Raw genomic sequence first — 22,863 nt, forward strand, 5'->3', positions numbered from 1 at the left:
TGCAGTATTGATTGTTATGAAGTGGTACAAAAAAGCGGGATAAAACCCCGCTTAATTTGGTTAAAACCAATATGGCTCGCTATGCATGGAAGATTGTCGACTTTGCTCCATAGCACTTATCAAAAAGTCAGATTTTTGCTTGAGCCATGCCTGCACTTCTTGCAGTTCATCTGCGTTTTGGCTTTGGCAAAGCTGATATAGATACGCCAGTGTTTCTAGCTCATAAATACCATAAACGATATCAATCCAAGGCGTTCTAAACGCTTTGCGTGCTTCTTTATCGTAAAGCTTGCCCAGACAGTTACCGCTTAGTAGTGTGTTTTCTAGCTTTATTCTCACATGTAGATAATCTCTTTCAGAAAGCGATTTATCCTGTGGAAGCAAGTTTTTCAGCTCTTGCCAGTCTTTATCAAATAATTGGCTTGCGATTTCTGTGACCGGTAGCTCTGCTGCACTCAACGCTTTTTGATCCCAGTTTTTACGCCACGCTCTATCAACAAGCCAGCGAGTAAGTGAAAGGATCAAACGGTTATAACGAGTGCAATGAAATAAATCTTCAATGTCTGTCGGTGTCGGCTGAACATCTTGCAAATCGGTAATGACCTGCGCCAATTCAGGAAACTGATTAAGTTTCTTATAATAAGCATGACGCTTTGAGGTATAGGTTTTTAAATGAATTGCATTTTCGACCCAAGCAAGTTCTGACAACAACCATTTTAACTCATTGCGAATACTCTCAGTCGAGCTTTTATCAACGATGTCATCGAACAACCAAAACGCGTGGCGGATAAGCGAAACTCCATCAATAACTCGTTTTAATGTCTTGAGACTTGGTTTATTAAAATAGCACTGCTCATGTTTTTGGACGAACTGAATACCATAACTGACTGTCGCAATTAGCGCTTGTTCTTGCGTTACCTGAGACTTGAGCGGTACAAACCCTATAAACTTATTTGGTTTTAGAGGTTTATCATCGGCAATTCGATATCCTCTGGCGGCCTTTGAGTATAGTCCCAAGCGCATACCAGCTTGTTTAATTAGGTGATCGGCTAATAAGAAAAGATCTTCTTTGTTTCCCTCAATCAACTCTATTTCAAGCTCATTGATTGGCTCCATCTTCCCTTGTGCTGATATTTCCCCTTTATCCAACACGACTTCGATTTTGGTTCCTGAATCCGTTTCGATTAACCAAGTACGACGAATAAAATTCGTACTGAAGATCGGGAATATGTTTTCTGCAATAGACTCAAGTTGCATACCGTGAGGCCAAATATTCGCGTCAAACGCTAACAAGTCAGGACGTCCTGACTGAATAGGTAAATTGTACTCAGGTCGTTGATGTAACCCTCCTACAACTTCTCCCGCAAGCTTAATCGTTTGCTCGCATTCATCATTGCAACAACGCGTTCTTAGACCGATATCTAGCGCACGCAATTCACGATTTGGCGTGTCAAAGTAGGCGTTAGTTAAGTTTTTAGCAGGCTTGTTAGTGACCGTTTTTGCAAACTGTGTGATGAGTGCAGGGATCAGCGGAACTTCATTATCTGAAACCAAAAATTTCAGTTCTATTTCAGTGTCCATTAGGGCAGTGTTTTACCTATTTGTCTAAGGGAGGATCAAAATATACAAAGGAGGCTAAGTTTGCAATCTTTTTATCCGATGAGAAGTGCACCAAATATGCGCTAAATCAATAGATAGTCAGGCTAATTTCGCTGAACATCAACGGATCAATAACACTGAATCATTGCGTTAAATGCTGCAATTTTCATTATGTAATCAATTATTTCGCGCCATTCAAAATAAACAAAGCCTTGCTATTAGGCCGCGAAATCCCTACTATTTTGTAAACTTTACGACCCAAAGAATAAAAGGCCCACGCATGTTCAACTTTAAGCAATTTATCATTGCGAGCCTGCTCTTCACCAGCTTTGTAAGCTTTGCCGAAGAGCCAGACGAAAATAGCACAGTAAACGCCGCAGCACCAAACGGCTATATTAGTGACAATCTTTTTATTTTCATGCACACAGGTCCAAGTAAAAATTATCGAATTTTAGGTTCTGTTGATGCTGGTACGCCAATCACTATTTTGAGTGGCGCTAATGACGAGTTTGTCCAAATTAAAGACGACAAAGCAAGAGAAGGTTGGGTAGAAAGTAAATTTGTCACCACGGAGCCAGGTTTAAAGCAACAATTAGAGGCGGTTAACCAAACTTTAGTGGAGACCCAAGAGGCGCTGAACGATGCCCAGCAGCAGCTTCCCATGCTGCAGCAAAACAATACCAATTTACTAGCGGAGAATGCTTCACTTCAAGACACTATTTCAGGGCTTGAAAAGCAGCTACAAGATGAGCGTTTAGCACAGCAGCAAAAAGTCCAAAAAGAACAACACCAGTTGCTCACTTACGGTGGCATCATCGGGATCAGTGGCATTATTATCGGTGTGATCCTGACGCTATTTTTATCTCGTAGAAAGCGTTACGACGGCTGGTAACTAGTTATATACCTATTGAGGTTAGATAACTTCGTCACTGATGGGGCATCTAAACTTTCTTGTCAAAATTAATGGGGTGAATTTTTCAATTCGTCCCATTCTAAATGCAGTTCTGAAAATAACCTTTCTCAACTACGAATATCAGCGTATTAAAAAGCCCAACCAAGTAACACGGATATATCGTGCAAATTATGCTCATATTGAACTACGCCTGTGTAGTCATATTCTTTTGATTCTTTAATATTCACAAGAGAGTATTCCAAACCAACATAGAGATTATCTGTTAGTCGATACTCAACACCTATCGAGGTATAAATATCATTACCGCTATCACCTGAACTAGTGCTGCCTGTAGGAACCAACTGTGCAGGGGTCACATCTTTGTATTGCCAATGTGCCATTCCAACTCTTATATTTGCATTAATATTGGTAGACAACTCAATCTCTCCTTTAATCCCCAATCTCAGAGATTCAGTATCAATAGGAAACCTGGCTTTATATGAGTAGTCATGAGGGTTTTGATAGCTTTCTGGGAATGTATTAGAAACGTGAACGGAATATTCAGCTAGTGACTCTCCATGAAAATGCTGCGCGATTTCAAGTGCTAAATGATCTGTAAGCCCAACACCGAGCCTCAGCCCCCATGAATCTGAATTAGCGGATGACGCACGCTTATATCCTAAATCAGATTCTTGCTCGGCGTAAAACTCATTATTGGCTTTACCAAAAAGTACTTCTGAAAATATGGCAATATCAGCCTTCGCGTACATAGGCAACGATAGTACTGCCAGTCCAAATAACTGTTTTTTCATTATCACATCGGTGTTTAAAGATTAAAAAGGAAGCAATATTTAGCTTGAAATATTGAAGTAAAAAGCGGGCGGAAGTATACACTGAATATAAAAAATTTAAACAAGGTGTATGATTGAAAGCTTGGCGATACTTTTTAATTTAAAAAGTTAAAGAATAAATAAAGGCCGGAAAAATTCGGCCTTTATTTATTCCATCTAAAACGTATTAGGCTGAATTCTTCGCATTAATATTACCCCAAATGCCAGACTCAGTAACTCCTTGCACTTTGACCTTATCGACTTCGAATACAGGTTCTTTCCCTTTTGCTCTTTGCTGATGATAGTCGGCCGTAACCGCCAAGATAGTGGGTGTAAGACGCACTATGGCAATAACATTCACCACCGTCATTAAACCTAATGCTATGTCGGCAAGATCCCATACCTGTTTTAGCGTTGCCGAAGCGCCCCACAACATCATAGATAAGTAGCATGCGGTATAAATTGAACGGCCAACTTTATTATCCAGATGGAATAAGTGTAAGTTACTTTCAGCATAGGCGTAATTAGCCACTACAGAGGTGAAAGCAAACAAAGTAATCGCCGCCGCGACAAAGTAAACGCCCCCAGTTGCTAAATGCGCGGTCATCGCAGATTGTGTTAGCCGTATGCCTTCCATCTCTCTGCCAATATCTATATCTGCCAATAGAATTATGACAGCAGTACAACTACACAAAACGATGGTATCAAAGAATACGCCCAACATTTGGATATAACCTTGGGTCACGGGGTGATTGGGAATTGGCGACGCACTTGCCGATGCGTGCGGCACACTACCCGCTCCCGCCTCGTTAGAATAGAGCCCGCGCTGAATACCATTTTTGATAGCTGCGCCAAGTGCGCCAGCGCCCGCTTCTTGCAAGCCAAAAGCCGAAAGCAAAATATCTTTGATCATGGCAGGGACTTGCGAGTAATTCATCACGGTAATAATAATGGCCGCAAGGACAAAGACTAATCCCATTACTGGCACTACCTTTTCAGCAAATCGCGCAATCGCTTTGAAGCCACCAAGAATAATAGAGCCGGCAAGGACAGTGATCACAATACCTGAATATAAGGTTGGAATATCAAACGCATTATTGAGCGCATCGGTTATGGTATTGGTTTGCATCGCGCTAAAGGTAAATCCATATCCCAAAAACAAGCAAAAGGCGAAGCATACTGCAAACGCCCGACTTCCCAATCCCATGTGAATATAATAAGCAGGACCACCTCTAAACTCACCTTGGCTATCTCGCACTTTATAGACTTGCCCAAGTACACTTTCGGCAAAGCCTGTTGCCATCCCCAAAATGGCTATCATCCACATCCAAAATATCGCACCACTGCCACCAAGAGAGATAGCAACCGCAACACCTGCAAGGTTACCCGTTCCAACTCGAGCTGATAGCCCCGTGCATAACGCTTGAAAAGAGCTAATCGTATTGTCATCACCCTGACTACTACCCCGTAACAGGCTAAACATGTGACGAAACTTTACAACTTGTATTCCTCGCAAAAGAATAGTGAACCAAAACCCTGCAAATAGCAGGATATAAATAAGTATCTGGCCTTCTCCCCATAAGAGCCCATTAATACTCTTAACTGCGCTTTCAAACATAGGCGATTCCTGTTTTATTATTATTTGCCGTTTATCTAGGGCCTGTTGAACTTCTTGAAGGATAAACAGGCCCTAGTATTATTTAACGGTTATTTAAATGGACTCCAGCAATCATACAACGCACCGAGCCACCTGCTGCTTCAATTGTTGGTATATCAATAGCAACTAGCTTAGCTGACTTTTCAATGACAGCAATTTGCTCAGGCAACAACGCCTGATAAGCTGTTGTGGAAAGCGCGAGTATGCGTCCCATACTGCCTTGCAGCTCAATCGCGTTGCCGCAAAAATGTTGGATCTGCTGATAAGATAGCGCAATCAGGGTGTGGCCGCTTTGCGTAAAACGATTAATAAGCTGTGCCCGCTGATATTCTGGCACCATATCTAGGCATATCATGGCGAAATCGGTGGCGACACACATTAAGACATTGGTGTGATAAACAGGCACTTTATTTTTATCATAGGCATTAAATATCTCTGCCTCTAGTCCCAACTGCTCGCAAACTTGATTAACTAACACGGCGTTGGTGCGCTTGGATTCTACCGCATAGACCACTTTTGCTTGATGATCGATAACCATAGAGCCGGTGCCTTCAAGGAATATTTCTTCAGCGGTTAGATGACTATAATCATTGATGTTTGTTACCTGATAGTGAGCACTCAGAAAATCGATAATATCGCGACGGATCTCCAATCGTCGATTCGAGGCGTACATGGGATAAATAATTAATTGACCATCGCTATGCGTCGAAAACCAGTTATTTGGAAAGACCGAATCTGGCGTATCTGTGGAAGTATCTTCAAATAAGTGCACTTTCACGCCAGCCAATTCTAACGCTTGCACGGCGTTACTGACCTCAACATAGGCTCTGTTGTTAGGATTGTTTTCACTGCAAGCTTGCTGAAACGCGTTATCTTGCATGGTTTGCGGATTCGAAGTGAAATGGTGTGGACGGATCATCACCACCGCTCGAGGTGCTTGGAATATCGTTGTCATACTGCACTCATCATTTGGGCGTTGTCATACTCAATATCAGTGTAACCACACCATAAGACAATTTAAATGCCAAAATCTTATACAATTCGTGCAATTTTCTATCACTTTGCTAAGTTAAATTATACAAATAGACAAAGACCACAAAGATGTACTATGACTCCTTACCTATATGATGCGCTTGATAAAGCCTTGATTGCTGAATTGCGCAAAGATGGCCGAGCAGCCATTTCAACCTTAGCCACGACGCTAGATGTGTCTCGCGGCACCGTACAAAACCGTTTAGATAGACTCGTTTCCAGTGGTGCAATTCAAGGCTTTACTGTGCGGGTTCATGAACATATCGAGTCCGAGCTAGTGCGCGCTATTATGATGATAGAAGTAATTGGTAAATCCACCACGCAAGTGATTAATGCACTGCGAGGGCTCCCCGAACTCAATAAAATTCATACCACGAACGGGGCATGGGATTTAATCGCTGAAGTACAAGCCGCTAACCTCAGTGAATTCGATGGTGTACTGAGACAAGTTAGAGAGATTGATGGCATTTTAAATAGTGAAACCAGTATTTTGCTATCAAGTACGTAAGGCCCGATAGCGCTTAGATTAGGGGAAGTGAATCGATTGTCCAAAATAAACTAAAGCTCAACAGGCCCTAATTTACTGCTAAATAATATTGTCCCCTTCTTCTGGGCTTCGAGCGCGCTCTGCTTGTTCTCTTATCTCATCCGCATCGCTACTCACATCGTCAATATCCGCATCTACTGCACTTGTCGTGGTTTTATTCTTTTGTTTCACAGGCGTTCTGCTACTCGAATTACTAGTCACTTCTTTAGTTGCTCCTTGCGTTTCACTATTTGCAGCTATGATTATCCGCTCTCTAGCATCGTCAGGCATACTTATACCGTGTTCAGTAAAGCAGTTAACGGTTTCTCGCATGAGTTGAGACGCCACTTTTATCGGGCTATGTTGTTCGCTATTGACCCAAAAATAAATGGTAAGATTGATAGTCGCAGAGCCTAATGCTTCAAGTAGAACCTGAGGTGGCGGGTCGTTTAAAACCGCGCTTTGTTCTTTAAGTAAGTCAATTGCAATTTGCTGCGTCAGACGAATATCGTTGTCATAACCAATACCAATCTTAAAGTGTCCACGTGTTTTTGGATTGGCAGTAAAGTTTTTAATTACATTCTTGTAGACGGTAGCATTGGGTATTTGAATGTGATTGCCATCATAATCAACTAAGGTCGTTGCGCGGGCTGTGACCTTTTTAACGATCCCCAAACGGTTATCCACTTCAATAACGTCATCAATTCTAAACGGGCGCTGGACACTAAGTAACATACTCGAAATAAAGTTCTCAGCGATATCACGAAACGCAAACCCGAGAATAAGACCGACAAGTCCGGTACCACTCATGACTGCAACGGCAAACTCACTTAACCCTGCCAAACGCAAAAAGATATAAATACCAAAAAATATGACTAACACACTGATAAAACGGCGAGTGACGAGATGCAATAATCGACTTTTACTGACATAACCTATGGGTTTAATCAAAAGATAAGAGATTGGCCGTGCTAAATAATAACAAAGCACAATAACCACAACTCCTAACGCCAGAGCAGGTAATAATTGCCATGCGGTTTGTAAAAAGTGCACAACCTGTGCGCTTAAACTTAGCGTATCTGATGTGCTCACGGCCTCAGTCACTTCGCGAGAAGCTGCCGCCTGAATCATATTAGTCATTTGATTTTTAATAAGATTATTGATTTCCATATTGCACTCTTTGGGTTTTTATTCATAAGGTCACGAGTTGACTAGTAGCAAATATAACGCCAAACGAGATTGGCAGACCTTTTGCTGTATATCACTTTAGATCAACAGGCCCAGAATTGATTTAGGAAAGACCAATGGCAGCTCATAAACATGGCTTTAATGCAGACAGGCCAAGCGATATTCCAGCACTCGGTTGGTGGGATGTCAGTAAACGGCTATACCACAGCTTATTCCAAGATAATTTATCTCTGGTTGCCGCTGGAGTGGCATTTTATGCCCTGCTGGCAATATTTCCTGCGTTAGCGGCCGTTGTTTCTATCTATGCCTATTTTTCTTCTCCTGCAGAAATGGTTGATCAGCTACTGCCGCTTATTGAACTCTTACCACCATCCAGTCAAGAAATTATGTTGCAACAACTCAAAGCGCTCACTCAAAAATCGCAGGCAAGCCTAAGTTTAGGTGCTATTTTTACCCTCTTTTTAACAATATGGAGTAGCAGTAAAGGCTGCCAAGCGTTGATCACAGCCTGCAACATTACGTATCATGAGCATAATAAAAGGCGGTTTTTACAAGCCCTAGTGGTACGCTTTTTGTTTTCTGTGGGGGCGATTTTCGTCGCAATTGTGGCGTTGTCTATTATCGGAATTTTACCGATTGTGCTTAACCTCGTAGGATTTACCACAGCACTCGATTCGATTATCCAACTAATCACTTGGTCTATTTTAGCAGCACTATTTCACTTTTCTTTGGCGTTTGTTTATCGTTATGCGCCTCATCGCAGAGCCGCAAAATGGCGCTGGATAACACTCGGCTCGTTTACTGCAACCGGTTTATGGATCTTGGCGTCATTGGGATTTTCATATTATGTCGCACAGTTCGCTTCTTACAATGAAACTTATGGTTCATTGGGAGGCGTCGTCATTATGATGATGTGGTTATATTTGAGCGCATATATCATTATTTTTGGTGCCGCACTAAATGCCAGTACTGAGCTACAAACTTTAAAAGATAGTACCGTTGGACCAGCAAAAACCAGAGGGCAACGAGGTGCATTTGTGGCTGATAATTTAACGACAAGACAACGTAAAGAAAAGGAGCCTCATTGATAATAGCATCAATATTAATAGCTCACTTTCACGATTTAAATTTTGCTTAGATTACTCAGCAGCAAGTTGAGCGTCGCGACCAAAATACACTTATGAGAACATAAACCAAATAGCGAAAAGGTCAACAAGCCCTAATTCAACAAATTAAAATTAGAGAGGCTATTTATTTTTGCTTGATTAAAGTGCTCCCATGGTCCCACAATCGCCAATGTTGTCGTTGGTGAGTACACATTAACAAATAAAGTCTTGCCGTCTGGTGAAAAACAAGCGCCGGCGAGCTCAGTTTGCTTAGCTAGCCGCGCAAAGTTATAGAGTTCTCCCTCTGGTGTTACACCTCTTAGGTAGTTATTTACAACATCGGAATACTGATCCTCACAAACAATTAAATGTCCTTGTGGCGACACGGTAAGATTGTCACCAAAGTTATAGAGAGACTGGCTAGTGCTTTCGACAAATAAAGACAACTTTCCTGGATTGAGGCGTTCTTTTTCTGTTCCCTCAAACTCAGATGGCTGATACTTCATGATTTGCCCTAGCTGCTTTTTTCCGCCATTGGTACAGCAAAAGTACAGCTCTTTTTCACCCCAATGGATCCCTTCACCTCGAGCAAATAGCGCAGCTCCACTTCGATAAGCACGGATCCGTAAATCGTCTTTAGCACTTTGTGGGTCGTCCAAATCTATCCACTCAACAGTAAACTCCTGATGAAGTGGCATCGCTTTTTTATTCCAATTTCGACTATCAAATTGCGGGCTTTCTTTCACTACCATCGCTTGTAATTTCCCTCCTTTGTGGAGCTTTGCCTTTTCGTTTGGAATAAAGCGGTAAAAAACGCTGTCTCCCCTGTCTTCCGTGAGATAAACAATACCTGTTTTGGGATCAACAGCAGCGGCTTCATGATTAAACCGCCCCATTGCTTTTAGAGGTTGTGGCTTAATTAAACCCTTTGCAGTCGCTGGTACTTCAAAAATATATCCGTGATCTTGTGTAAAACCATCATTTTTAGTTGCAGTTGTTTCTTCACAAGTAAGCCAACTCCCCCAAGGCGTTATTCCACCAGAACAGTTACGAATAGTGCCAACCAAGGATAAATATTCTTGTTCTTTTTGGCGTGTTTTTAGGTTATACACAATATGACTTGTGCCACCAGGAAGCGCGATGCCTGAGCCATTTGTATCAAAAGCAAGCTCACTTTTATGGTGACGAATACTGTCCTCGGCTTTTGCTAAATCTGTTGGTTTCAATTCATGATTGCGGATCAATGCAACCCGTTCTTCATCTAAAGCAATACAACCCATACCATCGGCTTTGTCAGGTACAGTAAAACCATCGGACATTTTATCTCCAAGGCTTGATACTATTTGATAACTGAAACCTTGGGGCAAATCGAGTAAACCATTGGGGTCGGTGATCAACGGTCCATACCCAGCTATCATTGTGTTAAAGTCTAATAGTGACACTCTGCCAAATGCGCTTTTAGAAAGGCCGATAAATGCGAGGGTGCCAGCCCCCCTTAAAAACCCTCGACGTGAAACCATAATTTCTCCTGCTGATCGTAGTCGTGTCAGTAATAATCTCGTGCTACATATAGATAAGATTTATGTTGTTGTAAAACTCAGTTACTTGTGTACCTGTGTGGCTTTAACTAACAGGTACACGATGGTTTAACCTGCTAAAACTAAAAATAGCCGCGAATACCAAGCGCGAAACTGCGTCCCGGACGAGGGCCTATATCTTTTAAGAATGAACTATGTACTCGTGCTTCTGTATCCGTCAGATTGCTCCCTCTAAGATAAATAGAGAGATCTTGATTTAACACAGAAAGATCATAAGAGATGCTAGCATCAACTAAGGTATATCCGTCGGTCGCGGTTTCTTCTGGTGCAATCCGGTCCTGCTCTTGATATCGAGTAATGTGGATATGTGCACTGAGATTATCCGTCTGATAGCTTAACTGCGACCCAAAGCGCAGAGGTGGTGTACGAGGTAAATCGCCGCCTTCTTCTAATCTGGCGCGCACAAAGTCAGAGAAAACATCAACTTTCAACTCGTCGGTCAATTGCCAAGCAACTTGCGCTTCAAAACCGTGCAAAACCACATCATCTGTCTTGAATAAATAAATAGGTAATTCGGAAGCATGATCGTGCTCATGTTCATGATTGTGGTCGTGACTATCGCCGCTCTCGGCGTACAACCCAGTTTCTATTTGATAGTAGTAGTTATCTACTTGGTTGTAAAAAGCATTAAAAATAAAGCCTATATCGCCTTGGGTTTTTCGCAGTGTAATATCAATATTGTGCGACTTTTCTAGCGCTATGCCTTGCTCATCGAGTTCAAAATGACCGTGCTCATCCATTTTGAACAACGCTCCTACCTCGTAAGTGCCAGTTCCTATGTGAGGACCAAAGGAAAATAACTCCGATGAAGAAGGAGCTCGTTCAGAGTGTGAAACAGATAACCCAAGGTTATAATTTTGCGCAAAGACCCGAAGATAAACTGACAGGGGTAAACTGATGCTCAACCGCATATACCTTTGTTGCTTCTGAATCGTGACCGATGTGGTCATGCATTTCAGTATCGTGCGAGTGGGCATCAATACTCGGTAAAGGCACATTACTTGCGGTGATCTCCACTTGCTCAATACGACCACCTAACTGCACTAAAAAATCACCAAACCGCCTTTCCTCCATTACCCCTATCGCAAGTGTTTGGGTATCAGATGGCGGCGTAAACGCCTCACTACCTTGAGCCTCAACATCACTATGTTTGTAATGTAAGCTTACGCCACCAGTCCAAGCGGACAGAGGCTGATGTAGTAAATCAACTTTTAACTCATTGGTATCATTCTTAAATGTTGTTCCAACCATGCCGTGCTCAACTTCAACATGTTCATACTCTGTAAAACCAGCACGCACATTCACTTTATCAAGCCAACCTTTGTTAAACTTGTACTCGCTTAATAGTTGCACTTTTGTTTGTGCTAAGTCGGCAAAAACCTGCTCTTCAGCCTCATTATGTGCTTCTTCATCACCATGCGTATGCCCCGGAATGCCGTATTTGCGGTTAAATTTCTCAACAGCCACACCGACATAACCTTGATCAAATAAGTAACTTGAGCCAACAGTAAAACCATCAGACTCTTCAGCACTATTTGCTACTTTATAGTGATGTTCATCATTGTCATTCCCTTCACTATGCTCATGAATTTCAGCAGGAACAGGTACTTCGTAATCATTAGATTCTCGCCAGAATGCATCAACATATAAAGCCACAGAGCCAATACCCGATGTCGCATTAAACGAGGCTGTATTTTGGTCATCAACAGAGTTACTTTCCAGATTCCATTCTCCGCGAGTTGTATTATCGGTTGGCACTCTTGTATCGACAACGTTAACCACTCCCCCAATCGCACCACTACCATAAAAAAGAGTTGCAGGTCCCCGCAACACCTCGATTTGTTGAGCCGTTGAGGCTTCGGAGGCGACAGAGTGATCAGGACCAACTCTAGATACATCACTGACATCTAATCCATTTTGCGTCACCAACACTCGCGGGCCACTCAAACCTCGAATAATTGGTGTACTCGCTACTTTGGCGTGGAAGTTTGTGTTGACGCCAGGCAATTTTTCTAAACTATCCCCTAGCGTAGCGGTTTGCTGTCGACGCAATGTTTCACCTGACAAAACACTAACTGGAACCGCAGATTCCATCGCCGACATATGTACAGGAGTAGCAACAATATCTATAACTTCTATTGGAGAACGATTTAACATTAGCATTGCGTTTTTAACGCCACCTTGCTCCAGAGTGAGCGCCTTATGCAGGTGAGCAAAACCAGATGCTCTTACATGGATTTGTTTATTTCCAAGCCCAACGCCCGAAATTTGAAAATGACCATTGTTATCTGTGAGTACGCGAATATCAGTTCCTTCGACCTCAATTGATGCATTTGCAATCCCTTTACCAGCTTTATTGACGACTGTACCTTCTATAGACTTTGCTACAAGGCTTGGTGGTAACAGTGCAGCAACAAGCAAGGATATTGTTGATAGTTTAGACATAACGACTCCAATAAATGTTATATTGTATCAATAGCTGGATGAATTATGTCGTCATTGCCGTGAACAAAACTCAACGAAATTTTATTCTCAAACAGGCTCAAGCAAAATGCCAATCGTTAGGGCTGCGTTTAACTGAAAAACGACAGGGCGTGCTAGAAATATTATTGCAAACAGTCGAGCCGCTATCAGCGTATGAACTTACTGACAAATACAATAAAAGCACCAACTCTCCTATTCTAGCAATGTCCGTGTACCGCATTCTTGAATTCTTAGAATCAGTCAATCTGGCACACCGGATCCATTCTGCAAATAAATATATAGCCTGTAAGAGTCTAGATGGTGCGTGCCATCACCATCTATCCGTGATCTTAGTCTGCAAATCCTGCCATCAAATAGAAGAAATAGATTCTGTTCAAGAGGCTGCCAAGCATCTATTTGAAGCGGTAGAAAGCACTGGATTTTCAGCTGCAAATGCACGCTTAGAGTTGCCTGGCTTATGTAACCTTTGCAAAGCCAAACTTGACAAATAGGCCCCTACAATATGAAAAACACACTGATAAAAAATGCAATTGTGGTCAACGAGAATCAATCACAAGAATGTGATGTACTTATCGTTGATAACAGAATAAACAAAATTGCAAGCTCAATAACTGCGCAGCCAAATGACAATATTGTGGATGCGACAGGTTATTTTCTACTCCCTGGAATGATAGACGACCAAGTACATTTCCGTGAGCCCGGCTTAACACAGAAGGGGAATATAGCCTCAGAATCCAGAGCTGCTGTGGCAGGTGGTATCACCAGCTATATGGAAATGCCAAACGTAAGCCCTGCGACTACAACCATTGAAGCTCTTGAACAGAAATACGCGATTGCGTCTAGAAGCTCGCTGGCAAACTATAGTTTTTACTTAGGGGCAACCGAAGATAATTTAGAACAAATAAAACGTTTAGATGCGAAGAAGTACTGCGGTGTTAAAGTTTTTATGGGGGCATCAACAGGCGATCTACTCGTTGAGCATCCACAAGCACTCGACGCAATTTTCAGAGAAAGTCCAACCCTAATTGTCACCCACTGTGAAGATGGAAGAGTGATTGAAAAGAATTTATCCATGTGCATCGGACGCAGTGGCAGTTTAACAATTCAAGATCACCCCATAATTCGTGACGTCGAAGCGTGTTATTCATCCTCTTCGTACGCTGTATCTTTAGCGAAACAATATCGTAGCGATTTACATGTACTGCATATCACAACAGAAAAAGAATTGAGCTTATTCCCTTCAGGCGATATTCGCGACAAACATATTACGGCAGAAGCATGTATTCATCATTTGTGGTTCAATCAAGAAGATTATGCACTGCAGGGTAACCTAATAAAATGCAACCCAGCGATTAAAGCGAAAAGCGATCGTGATGCTTTGTTAGCAGCGGTACGAAATAATCAAATAGATATTATCGCTACTGATCACGCACCCCATACTTGGCAAGAAAAGCAACTCCCCTACCAGCAAGCACCTGCGGGTTTACCTTTAGTTGAACATGCATTGTTAAGCTTGCTCGACCATGTGCATCATCAGCGTTTATCTATAGAGCAGCTCGTTGAGAAGGTGGCACATAATCCAGCGTTAAGATATCACATTGTAGATAGAGGCTTTATTCGTGAAGGATACTATGCTGACTTGGTACTCGTGAACCCTCATCACGAAACGCTCACTTGCCATCAGAAAACACACTATCACTGTGGCTGGACCCCGTTCGACGGTCACCGTTTTTCAGCAAAAGTTTTAAAAACTTGGGTGAATGGCAGTCTCGTTTATGACGGCCAACAACCGCTTAATACACCCACAGCCGCTATGCCACTAATTTTTAATCGCTAGAAACCTCGTCGGAAATAAATATGACAGTATCTTTACCTGATGTTGCCTCTGGGCAGCTTGCAACAACAGCCTTACCGCTAAAGTGGGTGGGTATGGAAAAAATTGCCATACCTTTAGAGGTGGAAATATCAAGCTCCTCCTGCCAAAGAGTTAACGCTCTTGCAAATATTTTTGTTAGCCTTGATAAACCTGAGGCGAAAGGGATCCATATGTCCCGGTTATACATTCGCTTGAGAGAGATACTAAGTACGACTCCTTTGAATATTAAAACGATTGAAGCGTTATTAAAAGAGTCGGTTCAATCTCAACAAGGATTGAGCAAAGCAGCCAAGCTTGAGTTACAGTTTGAAGTAACCATAGATAAACCAGCATTGTTGAGCGATCAATTCGGCTATCAAAGTTACCCTATCACGCTTAATTGTGAGTATATAAACTCAGAGCTTAGCTACGAGTTATCACTTACTATTGCCTATTCAAGTACCTGCCCTTGTTCAGCGGCACTTTCTAGACAAGCATTAAGTGAAGAGATCGAAGAACAGTTTTCCCAACAGATGATTTCAAAACACGAACTAATGACGTGGATAACCTCTCTACAAGGAAGCATTGCCACACCTCATAGCCAGCGCTCTTTCGCTTACGTAACGGTAAAACTAACTGAACGGACGTTGCCACTCATTCCAAGCCTTATAAAAGCGCTAGAACAAGCCATTGGCACGCCAGTTCAAACTGCGGTAAAACGTGAAGATGAACAAGCATTTGCGAAGCTAAATGCAGAAAATCTAATGTTTTGTGAAGATGCCGCACGACGAGTCAAACAATTTTTAGAGCAAAACACACAGTTTGTTGATTATTGGTTCAAAATTGAACACCAAGAAAGTTTGCATGCTCACAATGCTGTCGCCATTGATAATAAGTTTCCGGCCCAAAAACTGACTTAAGAAACACTTATCTGCCTAAGATGCAAGAATCATGATACCGCCATTATTATGCGATAAAACACAACTAAAATCACACAATAGATACACTATAACGTTACATCAAATACTGAGAAGTTTATGAAAAAAACCATCATCGCCGTTACGATTTACTCCACGCTTTTTGTCTCTGGTTGTTCAAATTATACAACGGAGGTGGCATCTACCGTGCCTAAGAAAAGTGAATCAGTCCGTCACAATCCACTGTTCAAAGCCAGTACTTTAATCTACCAAACCCCAATGTTTGACCAGATCAAAGATGAACATTTTATGCCTGCATTTAAGCTGGGTATGGCAGAGCACCTCAAAGAAATCGAGCGTATTGCAACTAACCCTGCAACGCCTACGTTTGAAAACACCTTAATTGCAATGGAAAAAAGTGGTGCACTGCTAAAGCGAACCAGTAGCGTGTTTTTTAACTTAATAGGCACAGATAGCTCAGTAAAGCGTCGTCAATTACAAAAAGAGCTAGCCCCAATGCTCGCAGAACACCGCGATAACATCAATTTGAACGCCGCATTATTTGACCGTATAAAGTCGCTTTATGATAATCGCAACACACTCGAACTGGACTCTGAATCAAAGCGTTTATTGGATGTTTACTACACCAACTTTGTGCGAGCTGGCGCAAAACTAAGTGCTGAAGATAAGGAGAAAATTCGCAAAATCAATGAAGAGCATTCCTCTCTGACTACCCAGTTTTCACAAAACCTATTAGCAGAAACGTCTGCCATATCAGTGATTGTTGATGATAAAGCCGCATTAGACGGTTTAACAGAAAGACAAATTCTTGCCACTAAACGTGCGGCTGAAGCTGCAGGACATAAAGACAAGTACTTAATCGGTATTACCAACACCACTCGTCAACCTATTTTAGCGTCTTTAACCAACCGAGCACTTAGGCAACAGATTTGGCAAGCTTCTGCTTATCGTGCTCAGTCAGGTGATAATGACAACACTCAAATTATCATCCGGCTGGCACAGCTAAGGGCCGAAAAAGCAGCGCTGTTAGGGTATAAAAGCTGGGCAGACTACGGCCTAGAAAAGCAAATGGCTGGAAACCCTAAAGCAGTTTACAACATGCTTGGCAGCATGGTGCCGGCCGTTGTTTCCAACGTGGAAAAGGAAGCTGCAGATATTAAAACGCTTATTCAAAGCGAAGGGCACTCGTTCGACATCAAACCTTGGGACTGGGCATACTACGCTGAAAAAGTTCGTCAATCTCGTTATGATCTGGACGAAACAGAAGTGAAAAAGTACTTCGAATTTAATAACGTCTTAGAAAATGGTGTTTTTTATACCATGAATAAGCTGTACGGCGTAAGTTTCAAAGCTCGCCCTGACTTACCTGTGTATCATCCAGATGTTAAGGCTTATGAACTGATCGATAACAATGGTGAAAGCCTCGCGATATTCTTTGCCGACTATTTTGCAAGAGAAGGTAAACGTGGTGGAGCTTGGATGAATTCATTTGTAGGGCAATCTAAGTTATTAAACCAAAAGCCTGTGGTTATCAATGTCATGAATATTGCAAAGGCACCTGATGGTGAACCAACCTTTGTGAGCTACAGTGAAGTGACAACTATGTTTCACGAAATGGGACATGGCTTACATGGGATGTTTTCTGACGTAAAATATCCGAGTCTTGCTGGAACCGCTGTTTCTCGTGATTTTGTTGAGTTTCCCTCAACCTTTGAGGAAGACTGGGCTGCACACCCAGAAGTTATCAGTAACTATGCAAAGCATTACCAAACCGGGGAGCCTATCCCAAAAACACTGCTTGATAAAGTGATCCGCTCACGAACTTTTAATATGGGCTACGATACATTGGAGTACATGGCATCTGCGCTCTTAGATATGGAGTGGCATACAATTTCACCTGAGCATGCACCCACCGATATCAATGAATTTGAACAAGCGGCACTGAAGAAGCATGGAGTCGCCCTCGATTACGTTCCACCGCGTTATAAATCAGCATTTTTTGCGCACTCTATGGGAGGCGGCTATTCTGCTGGTTACTATGCTTATATGTGGAGTGAAATATTAGCAGCCGACGCCTATGCATACGTGCAAAAGCTCGGTGGACTTAAACTTGAAAATGGCGAAAAATATCGTAAACATATTTTATCGGTTGGTAACTCAAGACCTGTAATGGACTCTTACAAAGCATTCCGCGGAAAAGAGCCAACGACTGAAGCACTATTAAAACGCAGAGGACTAACCCCTAAATAACACACTATTTAGTTTACCCAGCCAAAAAGGGAAGCTGCAATGCTTCCCTTTTATCAATCTTATACCAGTTGTATTAAGTAAATGATCTATCTTGAAGCGGGAAAATAGCTTTAGTAGCAAGGCAAAAATTTTGCTATTTAGTTGTTCTAAATGAGAAATTTTTAACGAAGCTAATATGCTATTTCACCCTTCAAATTGATTAGAGAATTAATTCAATTGGTATTAAATACAATACCGAGCAAACAAGCTTGCAACGGTTGCAGCGGTTGGTTTGCCATGCTGCCAGTCGCCACCTTCAACGCCGCTACCCGCAATATCCATATGTACATACGGAATTGGCAATTCTGCATTACAACCATGCTTGTCTAAGCCACCAACAATTGCCAAAAATGCCATAGGGAATTGGTGACCACGAGCGGTAACCGCCGATGGTGCGTTGTTGCTCGAAAGCACATCATCCGCAAGGGTGCGTGGTTTTACAAAGTCATAGTCTTCGCGTCGGCTACGCGATACTTCCGCGCAGTCAGCCCATAGGTCGCCCATATCTGCAATCTTGCGAGATACTTGTGCTGCTCGTGCTGGACCATTCTCAACATAAGCACTGTAAGGACCCATGGCGCGCGCCGCATGACCTGTCAGTGTTGCAACTGTAAAGATCTCAGGGTTTTTCTCACCCAGAGCTAAGTCTTTCGCTTCGCTGAGTAAATCCCCCATCGCCAAGCGACCTTCCGCATCAGTGTTACCAATACGAACGCGAACGCCTTCTCTGCTCTCAATGATTTCATCCGGCACGAAACAGTCAGAACCAATCGAGTTACGAACCACGGCAAGGTAAGCAATTACCTTAATACCTTTTGGTTGGTACTTAGCAACTGCTTCCATAAAGCCAACCACTGACGCCGCACCGCCTTTATCACGGCTCATGCCTGCCATAAAACCGCCCACTTTCAAGTCTGCACCGCCGGTATCGTACACAAGACCTTTACCAACAAAAATAAGGGTACGTTCAACGTCACCTTCTGGCTCGTATGCCATTTTTACAACACGAGGATGGTGACGCTCAACGGCGTAAGAGGCACGCGCTACCGTACTTAAGAGAGGATATTGCTCATCCATAACTTTACGATCCGCGATAACCTCAACGTTTACCGCTGAACCTTGAAATAGCTCAACACAGTAGTCAGCAAAACGAGGTGGTGCCATGCGCTCAGGTTCTGTACCACACAGATCGCGCGCAGCATATTGGCCTGCAGCGATTGCACTCAGTTGATTGCAGCATTGTGCTGACGCCTCAAAAACATAAATCGCTTCGATTGGTTCAATCACTTCGCCACGGTACTCACGTGCTTCTAATGGCTGCCATAAGCCTTGGCAAGCACCTAAAAAGCTGACTGCATGCGCATTTTCGTAACGAGCATCGGCTGGCACATTAACGACAGCGAGTACCGGCTTTACTGCACCAGCCGCTTTCGCTTCTAAAATACCAGCCTTTGCCGCTTCAAAGTAACGGCGAACGTCATCGTAATCTCTGTCGAGTGGTCCGGTTGGCGCAATCACCAAACGCTTGCCTGGTACTTTGTCTGAAACAAGCAGACTTGCCTTTTGCGCAATGCGCGCATCCACAGCTAAAAATGGCGCAGCAACGTCGTCGAGCTCTGCACTGCCAAGGTTTTGAATATCATGAGTAACAACAACGATAGCATCTGCATCGCTTTCAAATAGGGTGTTACAAGGTAATGCGATTGGAAAAGACATAAAAACGGCCCTTTTCTATATTAGAATTAGGGCCGACTATAGGTGATTTGTAGTCAAGTTCCAAGGGAACTACGACATATCACGGGCTTCATCTGGTTTCGCTTTGGTTTTGCTGATCACAGACCAAGCTTCTAACATCACCAAAATACTGACCACCAGCACGATAACGTCAAGCACAACCAACAGCCAATTGCCTTTTTGATAGTATTCACCTAGCTTGATCACTCCGGCAAAAAACGCCATCACCAGCACAAATACCATAGGGATCAAGGTGTACTTTGCCGGACGCCCGAGTTTGATAAGATACACTGAGATAACTAACAAGGTTAAGCTTGCCAAGATTTGGTTGGTTGAACCAAACAGCGGCCAAATCACCATACCACCACTACCCGATGCGCCGCCCGCGCCAAAGGCGAGTAGCAAGCAACATGCAACGGCCAATAAAGTCGCGATGATACCGTTGTTCAGGAACTTGATGTTATAGATCTCGCCCCACTCTTGAATAATATAACGCTGAAGTCTAACGCCAGAATCCATAGTGGTACCTGCAAAAAGTACAACCATAACGGCAAGTAGAGTTGATGCGATTTCGACTGGTAGTCCCCAACCTGTACTGATAAGATTTGAACCACCGTTAATAAAGGCTGATACACTGCCGGCACCAAGATGACTATAAATTTCGTGCCACTCTTCAGGTGATACTGCGAGCATCACACCACTCACGGCGACCAACGTAATAAGTGCAAGTGAGCCTTCACCAACTGCTCCTAAGTAGCCGACAAAACGACCGTCTTTTTCTTTGTCTAGTTGTTTTGAACTCGTTCCCGACGAGACAATACCGTGGAAACCAGATACCGCACCACAAGCAATAGTCACGAATAGCAGGGGTATGATACTTGGGGTATTTTCTACCGTTTGGGTGTTAAACGCAGGCGCGGTGATATCTGGCATCACCACAAATACTGCACCATAAAGCAGGATCAATCCCACTAACAGCTGCATGCCATTAATAAAGTCACGAGGTTGTAATAGCATCCAAACCGGTAACAATGACGCCACGGCAGCATAGATAAACAGAATGATTATCCAATTGGCTTTGTCGCTTAGACCAAACATTTCAGTTGGTAAGGTAATCGGCATACTACTGCCCATATAAATGGTCGCGTAGAGCACAATAACCCCGATAATACAGAGTGGTACTAGCGGCACTTTGCGTTTCAGTAATTGGCCGATGATAAGCGCCACGACGATAGCAGACCAAGCGGGGAATACCGCATTTGGGTTACCCACGAAGGAGTTTGCTATCACCACGCCGAACACGGCATTTACCATGAGCAGTACAAGGAAGACCACAATCATAAACAATGAACGCGTGCGCTTGCCAATCACGCTTTCAGACAACGCGCCCATCGACTTGCCTTTATGGCGAGCACTTGCCCACAGCGCGCCCATATCATGGACACCCGCAAAGAATATGGTACCGAATACAACCCAAAGCACTGCTGGCACCCAACCCCAATAAACAGCGATAGCTGGACCTACGATTGGCGCTGCGCCTGCGACTGAAGTAAAGTGATGTCCCCACAATACCACTTTGTTAGTGGGAACATAGTCCACGCCGTCCTCAAGCTCATGAGCCGGCGTGACAAAGTTGTCATCCATTTTAAATATTTTTTCAGCAATAAATTTGGAATAGACAAACCATCCAAATAACATCCCTATGATGCCGAAGAGTACGATCATTATGGATTGCATAATGCTTACCTCTTGTTGTTGTTTTAATTACACGCAGTTGGCGTGATTAGTTTGTTGCACGACAACTTCGAAGCTAGCACAAATTAAACTAATTGCAGTTATCTTTTAGTCTAGGTAGGTCAGAATTAGCCATCAAAAAGTCCCAATTGAGCTTGTGTGTTAGACTTTTCATTTAGCCCTAAGTGCAAGCCCACGAGGCGCACGGGTTTAAACTTTTGCCGTGACATTGCTTCAATCAATAGCTCTTCGAAAACGGGCAAGTCAATATGCTGGTATTGGCATTCTTTGGTGGTTTGGGTGAAATCGTAAAACTTCACTTTAACACCAAGCTTATTAAAGCCACGTTGCAAATAAGGCTGTGCTCGGCGAGTCAGTTCAGGTAACAACTTTTCTTTTATGACTTGTTTTAAGGTATCAAGGTCAAGCGTATCTTCTGCAAATGTGGTTTCAACGCCTATCGATTTACGCACTCTGTCGGTCTCAACTCGGCGCTCATCAATACCTTGACAACGCCGCCATAATACAGCGCCAAACTTGCCAAATGACTGGCGTAACTGAGTTTCAGACAGTGCTTTAATATCTCGACCATACTCAAGTCCCATGGCTAGCAAACGTTGTTGAGTCACTTTACCTACACCTGGAATTTTTTTAAGGGGTAACGCATCAATAAAAGCGCTCACTTGGTGAGGCGGGATCACACACTGACCATTGGGCTTGTTTTCATCGCTGGCAATTTTGGCTAAAAACTTGATTGGCGCAATTCCCGCCGAAGCCGTAAGGCCCGTTTCTGCAAATATATCCGCTCGGATCTGCTCGGCGATAAGCGTTGCACTGCCATTACATTGCTGACACTCAGTGACATCTAGATAGGCTTCATCCAAAGACAGTGGCTCAATTAGCTCAGTATAGCGGGCAAAAATAGTTCTAATTTGTTGCGATATTGCCTTATATACCTCCATTCTCCCCGGTACAATCACCAGCTGAGGGCAGAGTTTCTTCGCTTGATAATTCGACATGGCCGAGCGCACGCCATATTGCCGAGCAATATAGTTAGCCGTGGATAGCACCCCGCGATGGCTACGACCACCAATCGCCATCGGCACCTTTGCAAGCTCGGGGTTATCGCGCATTTCTACTGATGCATAGAACGCGTCCATATCAATATGAATAAATTTACGCACGTTAAAACACTGTCTAAATAAACAGTGTTTATTATGTGCTAATTTTCCAACTGTTGCAATCTTGAACATAGGCCTTAGTGTTCTGGGCTATACTTGTGTGGATGTCTGTTGCAAGTTGCACTGCAAAACAGAGATAATGCTAACAATATCAATACAGTTCAAAGTACTAAATCCGTCACTTTGGCTATATTTAATCATTCAGCAATCAATCAGGAGC

16 protein-coding genes and 1 pseudogene are annotated in these 22,863 nt (G+C 43.0%); 7 read left to right on the forward strand and 10 right to left on the reverse strand.

What is annotated here, in order from left to right; translation table 11 throughout:
* Positions 1 to 60: 60 nt before the first annotated feature.
* A complete protein-coding gene (locus NH462_RS09825; protein ID WP_010374710.1) occupies positions 61 to 1,581 on the reverse strand; it encodes a CYTH domain-containing protein in 1,521 nt (506 codons plus the stop codon).
* Positions 1,582 to 1,879: 298 nt separating this feature from the next.
* Between NH462_RS09825 and NH462_RS09830 the strand changes: the two genes are divergently transcribed.
* Positions 1,880 to 2,491 carry a TIGR04211 family SH3 domain-containing protein gene (locus tag NH462_RS09830; protein ID WP_253105570.1) on the forward strand — a complete coding sequence of 204 codons (612 nt, stop codon included), beginning with the start codon at positions 1,880 to 1,882 and terminating at the stop codon, positions 2,489 to 2,491.
* A gap of 149 nt (positions 2,492 to 2,640) precedes the next feature.
* On the opposite strand, the gene NH462_RS09835 is transcribed toward NH462_RS09830, so the two are convergent.
* From NH462_RS09835 to ctlX, 3 genes are all read right to left on the reverse strand, one after another.
* Positions 2,641 to 3,303: an outer membrane beta-barrel protein gene (locus NH462_RS09835; protein WP_253105572.1), complete on the reverse strand. Its 663-nt coding sequence runs from the start codon at positions 3,301 to 3,303 to the stop codon at positions 2,641 to 2,643.
* Between the two features lie 205 nt (positions 3,304 to 3,508).
* Complete coding sequence (locus NH462_RS09840) at positions 3,509 to 4,939, reverse strand: alanine/glycine:cation symporter family protein (RefSeq protein ID WP_253105574.1); 1,431 nt, start codon at positions 4,937 to 4,939, stop codon at positions 3,509 to 3,511.
* Positions 4,940 to 5,021: 82 nt separating this feature from the next.
* Complete coding sequence (gene ctlX, locus NH462_RS09845; protein ID WP_253105576.1) at positions 5,022 to 5,933, reverse strand: citrulline utilization hydrolase CtlX; 912 nt, start codon at positions 5,931 to 5,933, stop codon at positions 5,022 to 5,024.
* Between the two features lie 153 nt (positions 5,934 to 6,086).
* On the opposite strand from ctlX, the gene NH462_RS09850 reads away from it, so the two are divergent.
* Positions 6,087 to 6,518: an Lrp/AsnC family transcriptional regulator gene (locus tag NH462_RS09850; RefSeq protein WP_010374703.1), complete on the forward strand. Its 432-nt coding sequence runs from the start codon at positions 6,087 to 6,089 to the stop codon at positions 6,516 to 6,518.
* Positions 6,519 to 6,596: 78 nt separating this feature from the next.
* Here NH462_RS09850 and NH462_RS09855 read toward each other — a convergent pair whose 3' ends face one another.
* Positions 6,597 to 7,706: a mechanosensitive ion channel family protein gene (locus NH462_RS09855; RefSeq protein WP_253105578.1), complete on the reverse strand. Its 1,110-nt coding sequence runs from the start codon at positions 7,704 to 7,706 to the stop codon at positions 6,597 to 6,599.
* 134 nt (positions 7,707 to 7,840) lie between these two features.
* Between NH462_RS09855 and NH462_RS09860 the strand changes: the two genes are divergently transcribed.
* Complete coding sequence (locus NH462_RS09860) at positions 7,841 to 8,812, forward strand: YihY/virulence factor BrkB family protein (RefSeq protein ID WP_253105580.1); 972 nt, start codon at positions 7,841 to 7,843, stop codon at positions 8,810 to 8,812.
* A 131-nt stretch (positions 8,813 to 8,943) separates the two neighbouring features.
* On the opposite strand, the gene NH462_RS09865 is transcribed toward NH462_RS09860, so the two are convergent.
* Both NH462_RS09865 and NH462_RS09870 read right to left on the reverse strand, forming a co-directional pair.
* Positions 8,944 to 10,350, reverse strand: coding sequence for an alkaline phosphatase PhoX (locus tag NH462_RS09865; protein WP_174169773.1), 1,407 nt, complete (start codon positions 10,348 to 10,350; stop codon positions 8,944 to 8,946).
* 140 nt (positions 10,351 to 10,490) lie between these two features.
* Positions 10,491 to 12,873, reverse strand: a pseudogene (locus tag NH462_RS09870) (TonB-dependent receptor).
* A gap of 14 nt (positions 12,874 to 12,887) precedes the next feature.
* On the opposite strand from NH462_RS09870, the gene NH462_RS09875 reads away from it, so the two are divergent.
* The 4 genes from NH462_RS09875 (at position 12,888) to NH462_RS09890 (ending at position 17,955) form a co-directional block, all read left to right on the forward strand.
* Entirely contained in the window at positions 12,888 to 13,403 is a 516-nt protein-coding gene (locus NH462_RS09875) for a Fur family transcriptional regulator (protein ID WP_253105581.1), read from the forward strand.
* An 11-nt stretch (positions 13,404 to 13,414) separates the two neighbouring features.
* Positions 13,415 to 14,749, forward strand: a complete 1,335-nt coding sequence (locus NH462_RS09880) for a dihydroorotase (protein WP_253105582.1) — start codon at positions 13,415 to 13,417, stop codon at positions 14,747 to 14,749.
* 20 nt (positions 14,750 to 14,769) lie between these two features.
* Complete coding sequence (folE2, locus tag NH462_RS09885; RefSeq protein ID WP_253105583.1) at positions 14,770 to 15,687, forward strand: GTP cyclohydrolase FolE2; 918 nt, start codon at positions 14,770 to 14,772, stop codon at positions 15,685 to 15,687.
* Between the two features lie 117 nt (positions 15,688 to 15,804).
* Entirely contained in the window at positions 15,805 to 17,955 is a 2,151-nt protein-coding gene (locus NH462_RS09890; protein ID WP_253105584.1) for a M3 family metallopeptidase, read from the forward strand.
* 222 nt (positions 17,956 to 18,177) lie between these two features.
* Here the strand turns inward: NH462_RS09890 and NH462_RS09895 are convergent, their stop codons facing one another.
* The 3 genes from NH462_RS09895 to dinB form a co-directional block, all read right to left on the reverse strand.
* Positions 18,178 to 19,710: a leucyl aminopeptidase family protein gene (locus NH462_RS09895; protein WP_253105585.1), complete on the reverse strand. Its 1,533-nt coding sequence runs from the start codon at positions 19,708 to 19,710 to the stop codon at positions 18,178 to 18,180.
* Positions 19,711 to 19,779: 69 nt separating this feature from the next.
* Positions 19,780 to 21,465 (reverse strand): carbon starvation protein A, encoded by a 1,686-nt coding sequence (locus NH462_RS09900; RefSeq protein ID WP_010374688.1) that lies wholly within the window; start codon positions 21,463 to 21,465, stop codon positions 19,780 to 19,782.
* Between the two features lie 125 nt (positions 21,466 to 21,590).
* Positions 21,591 to 22,715, reverse strand: a complete 1,125-nt coding sequence (gene dinB, locus NH462_RS09905; RefSeq protein WP_069022594.1) for a DNA polymerase IV — start codon at positions 22,713 to 22,715, stop codon at positions 21,591 to 21,593.
* Positions 22,716 to 22,863 lie beyond the last annotated feature (148 nt).

This window comes from Pseudoalteromonas sp. OANN1 (assembly GCF_024124685.1).
Taxonomy (GTDB): domain Bacteria; phylum Pseudomonadota; class Gammaproteobacteria; order Enterobacterales; family Alteromonadaceae; genus Pseudoalteromonas; species Pseudoalteromonas piscicida.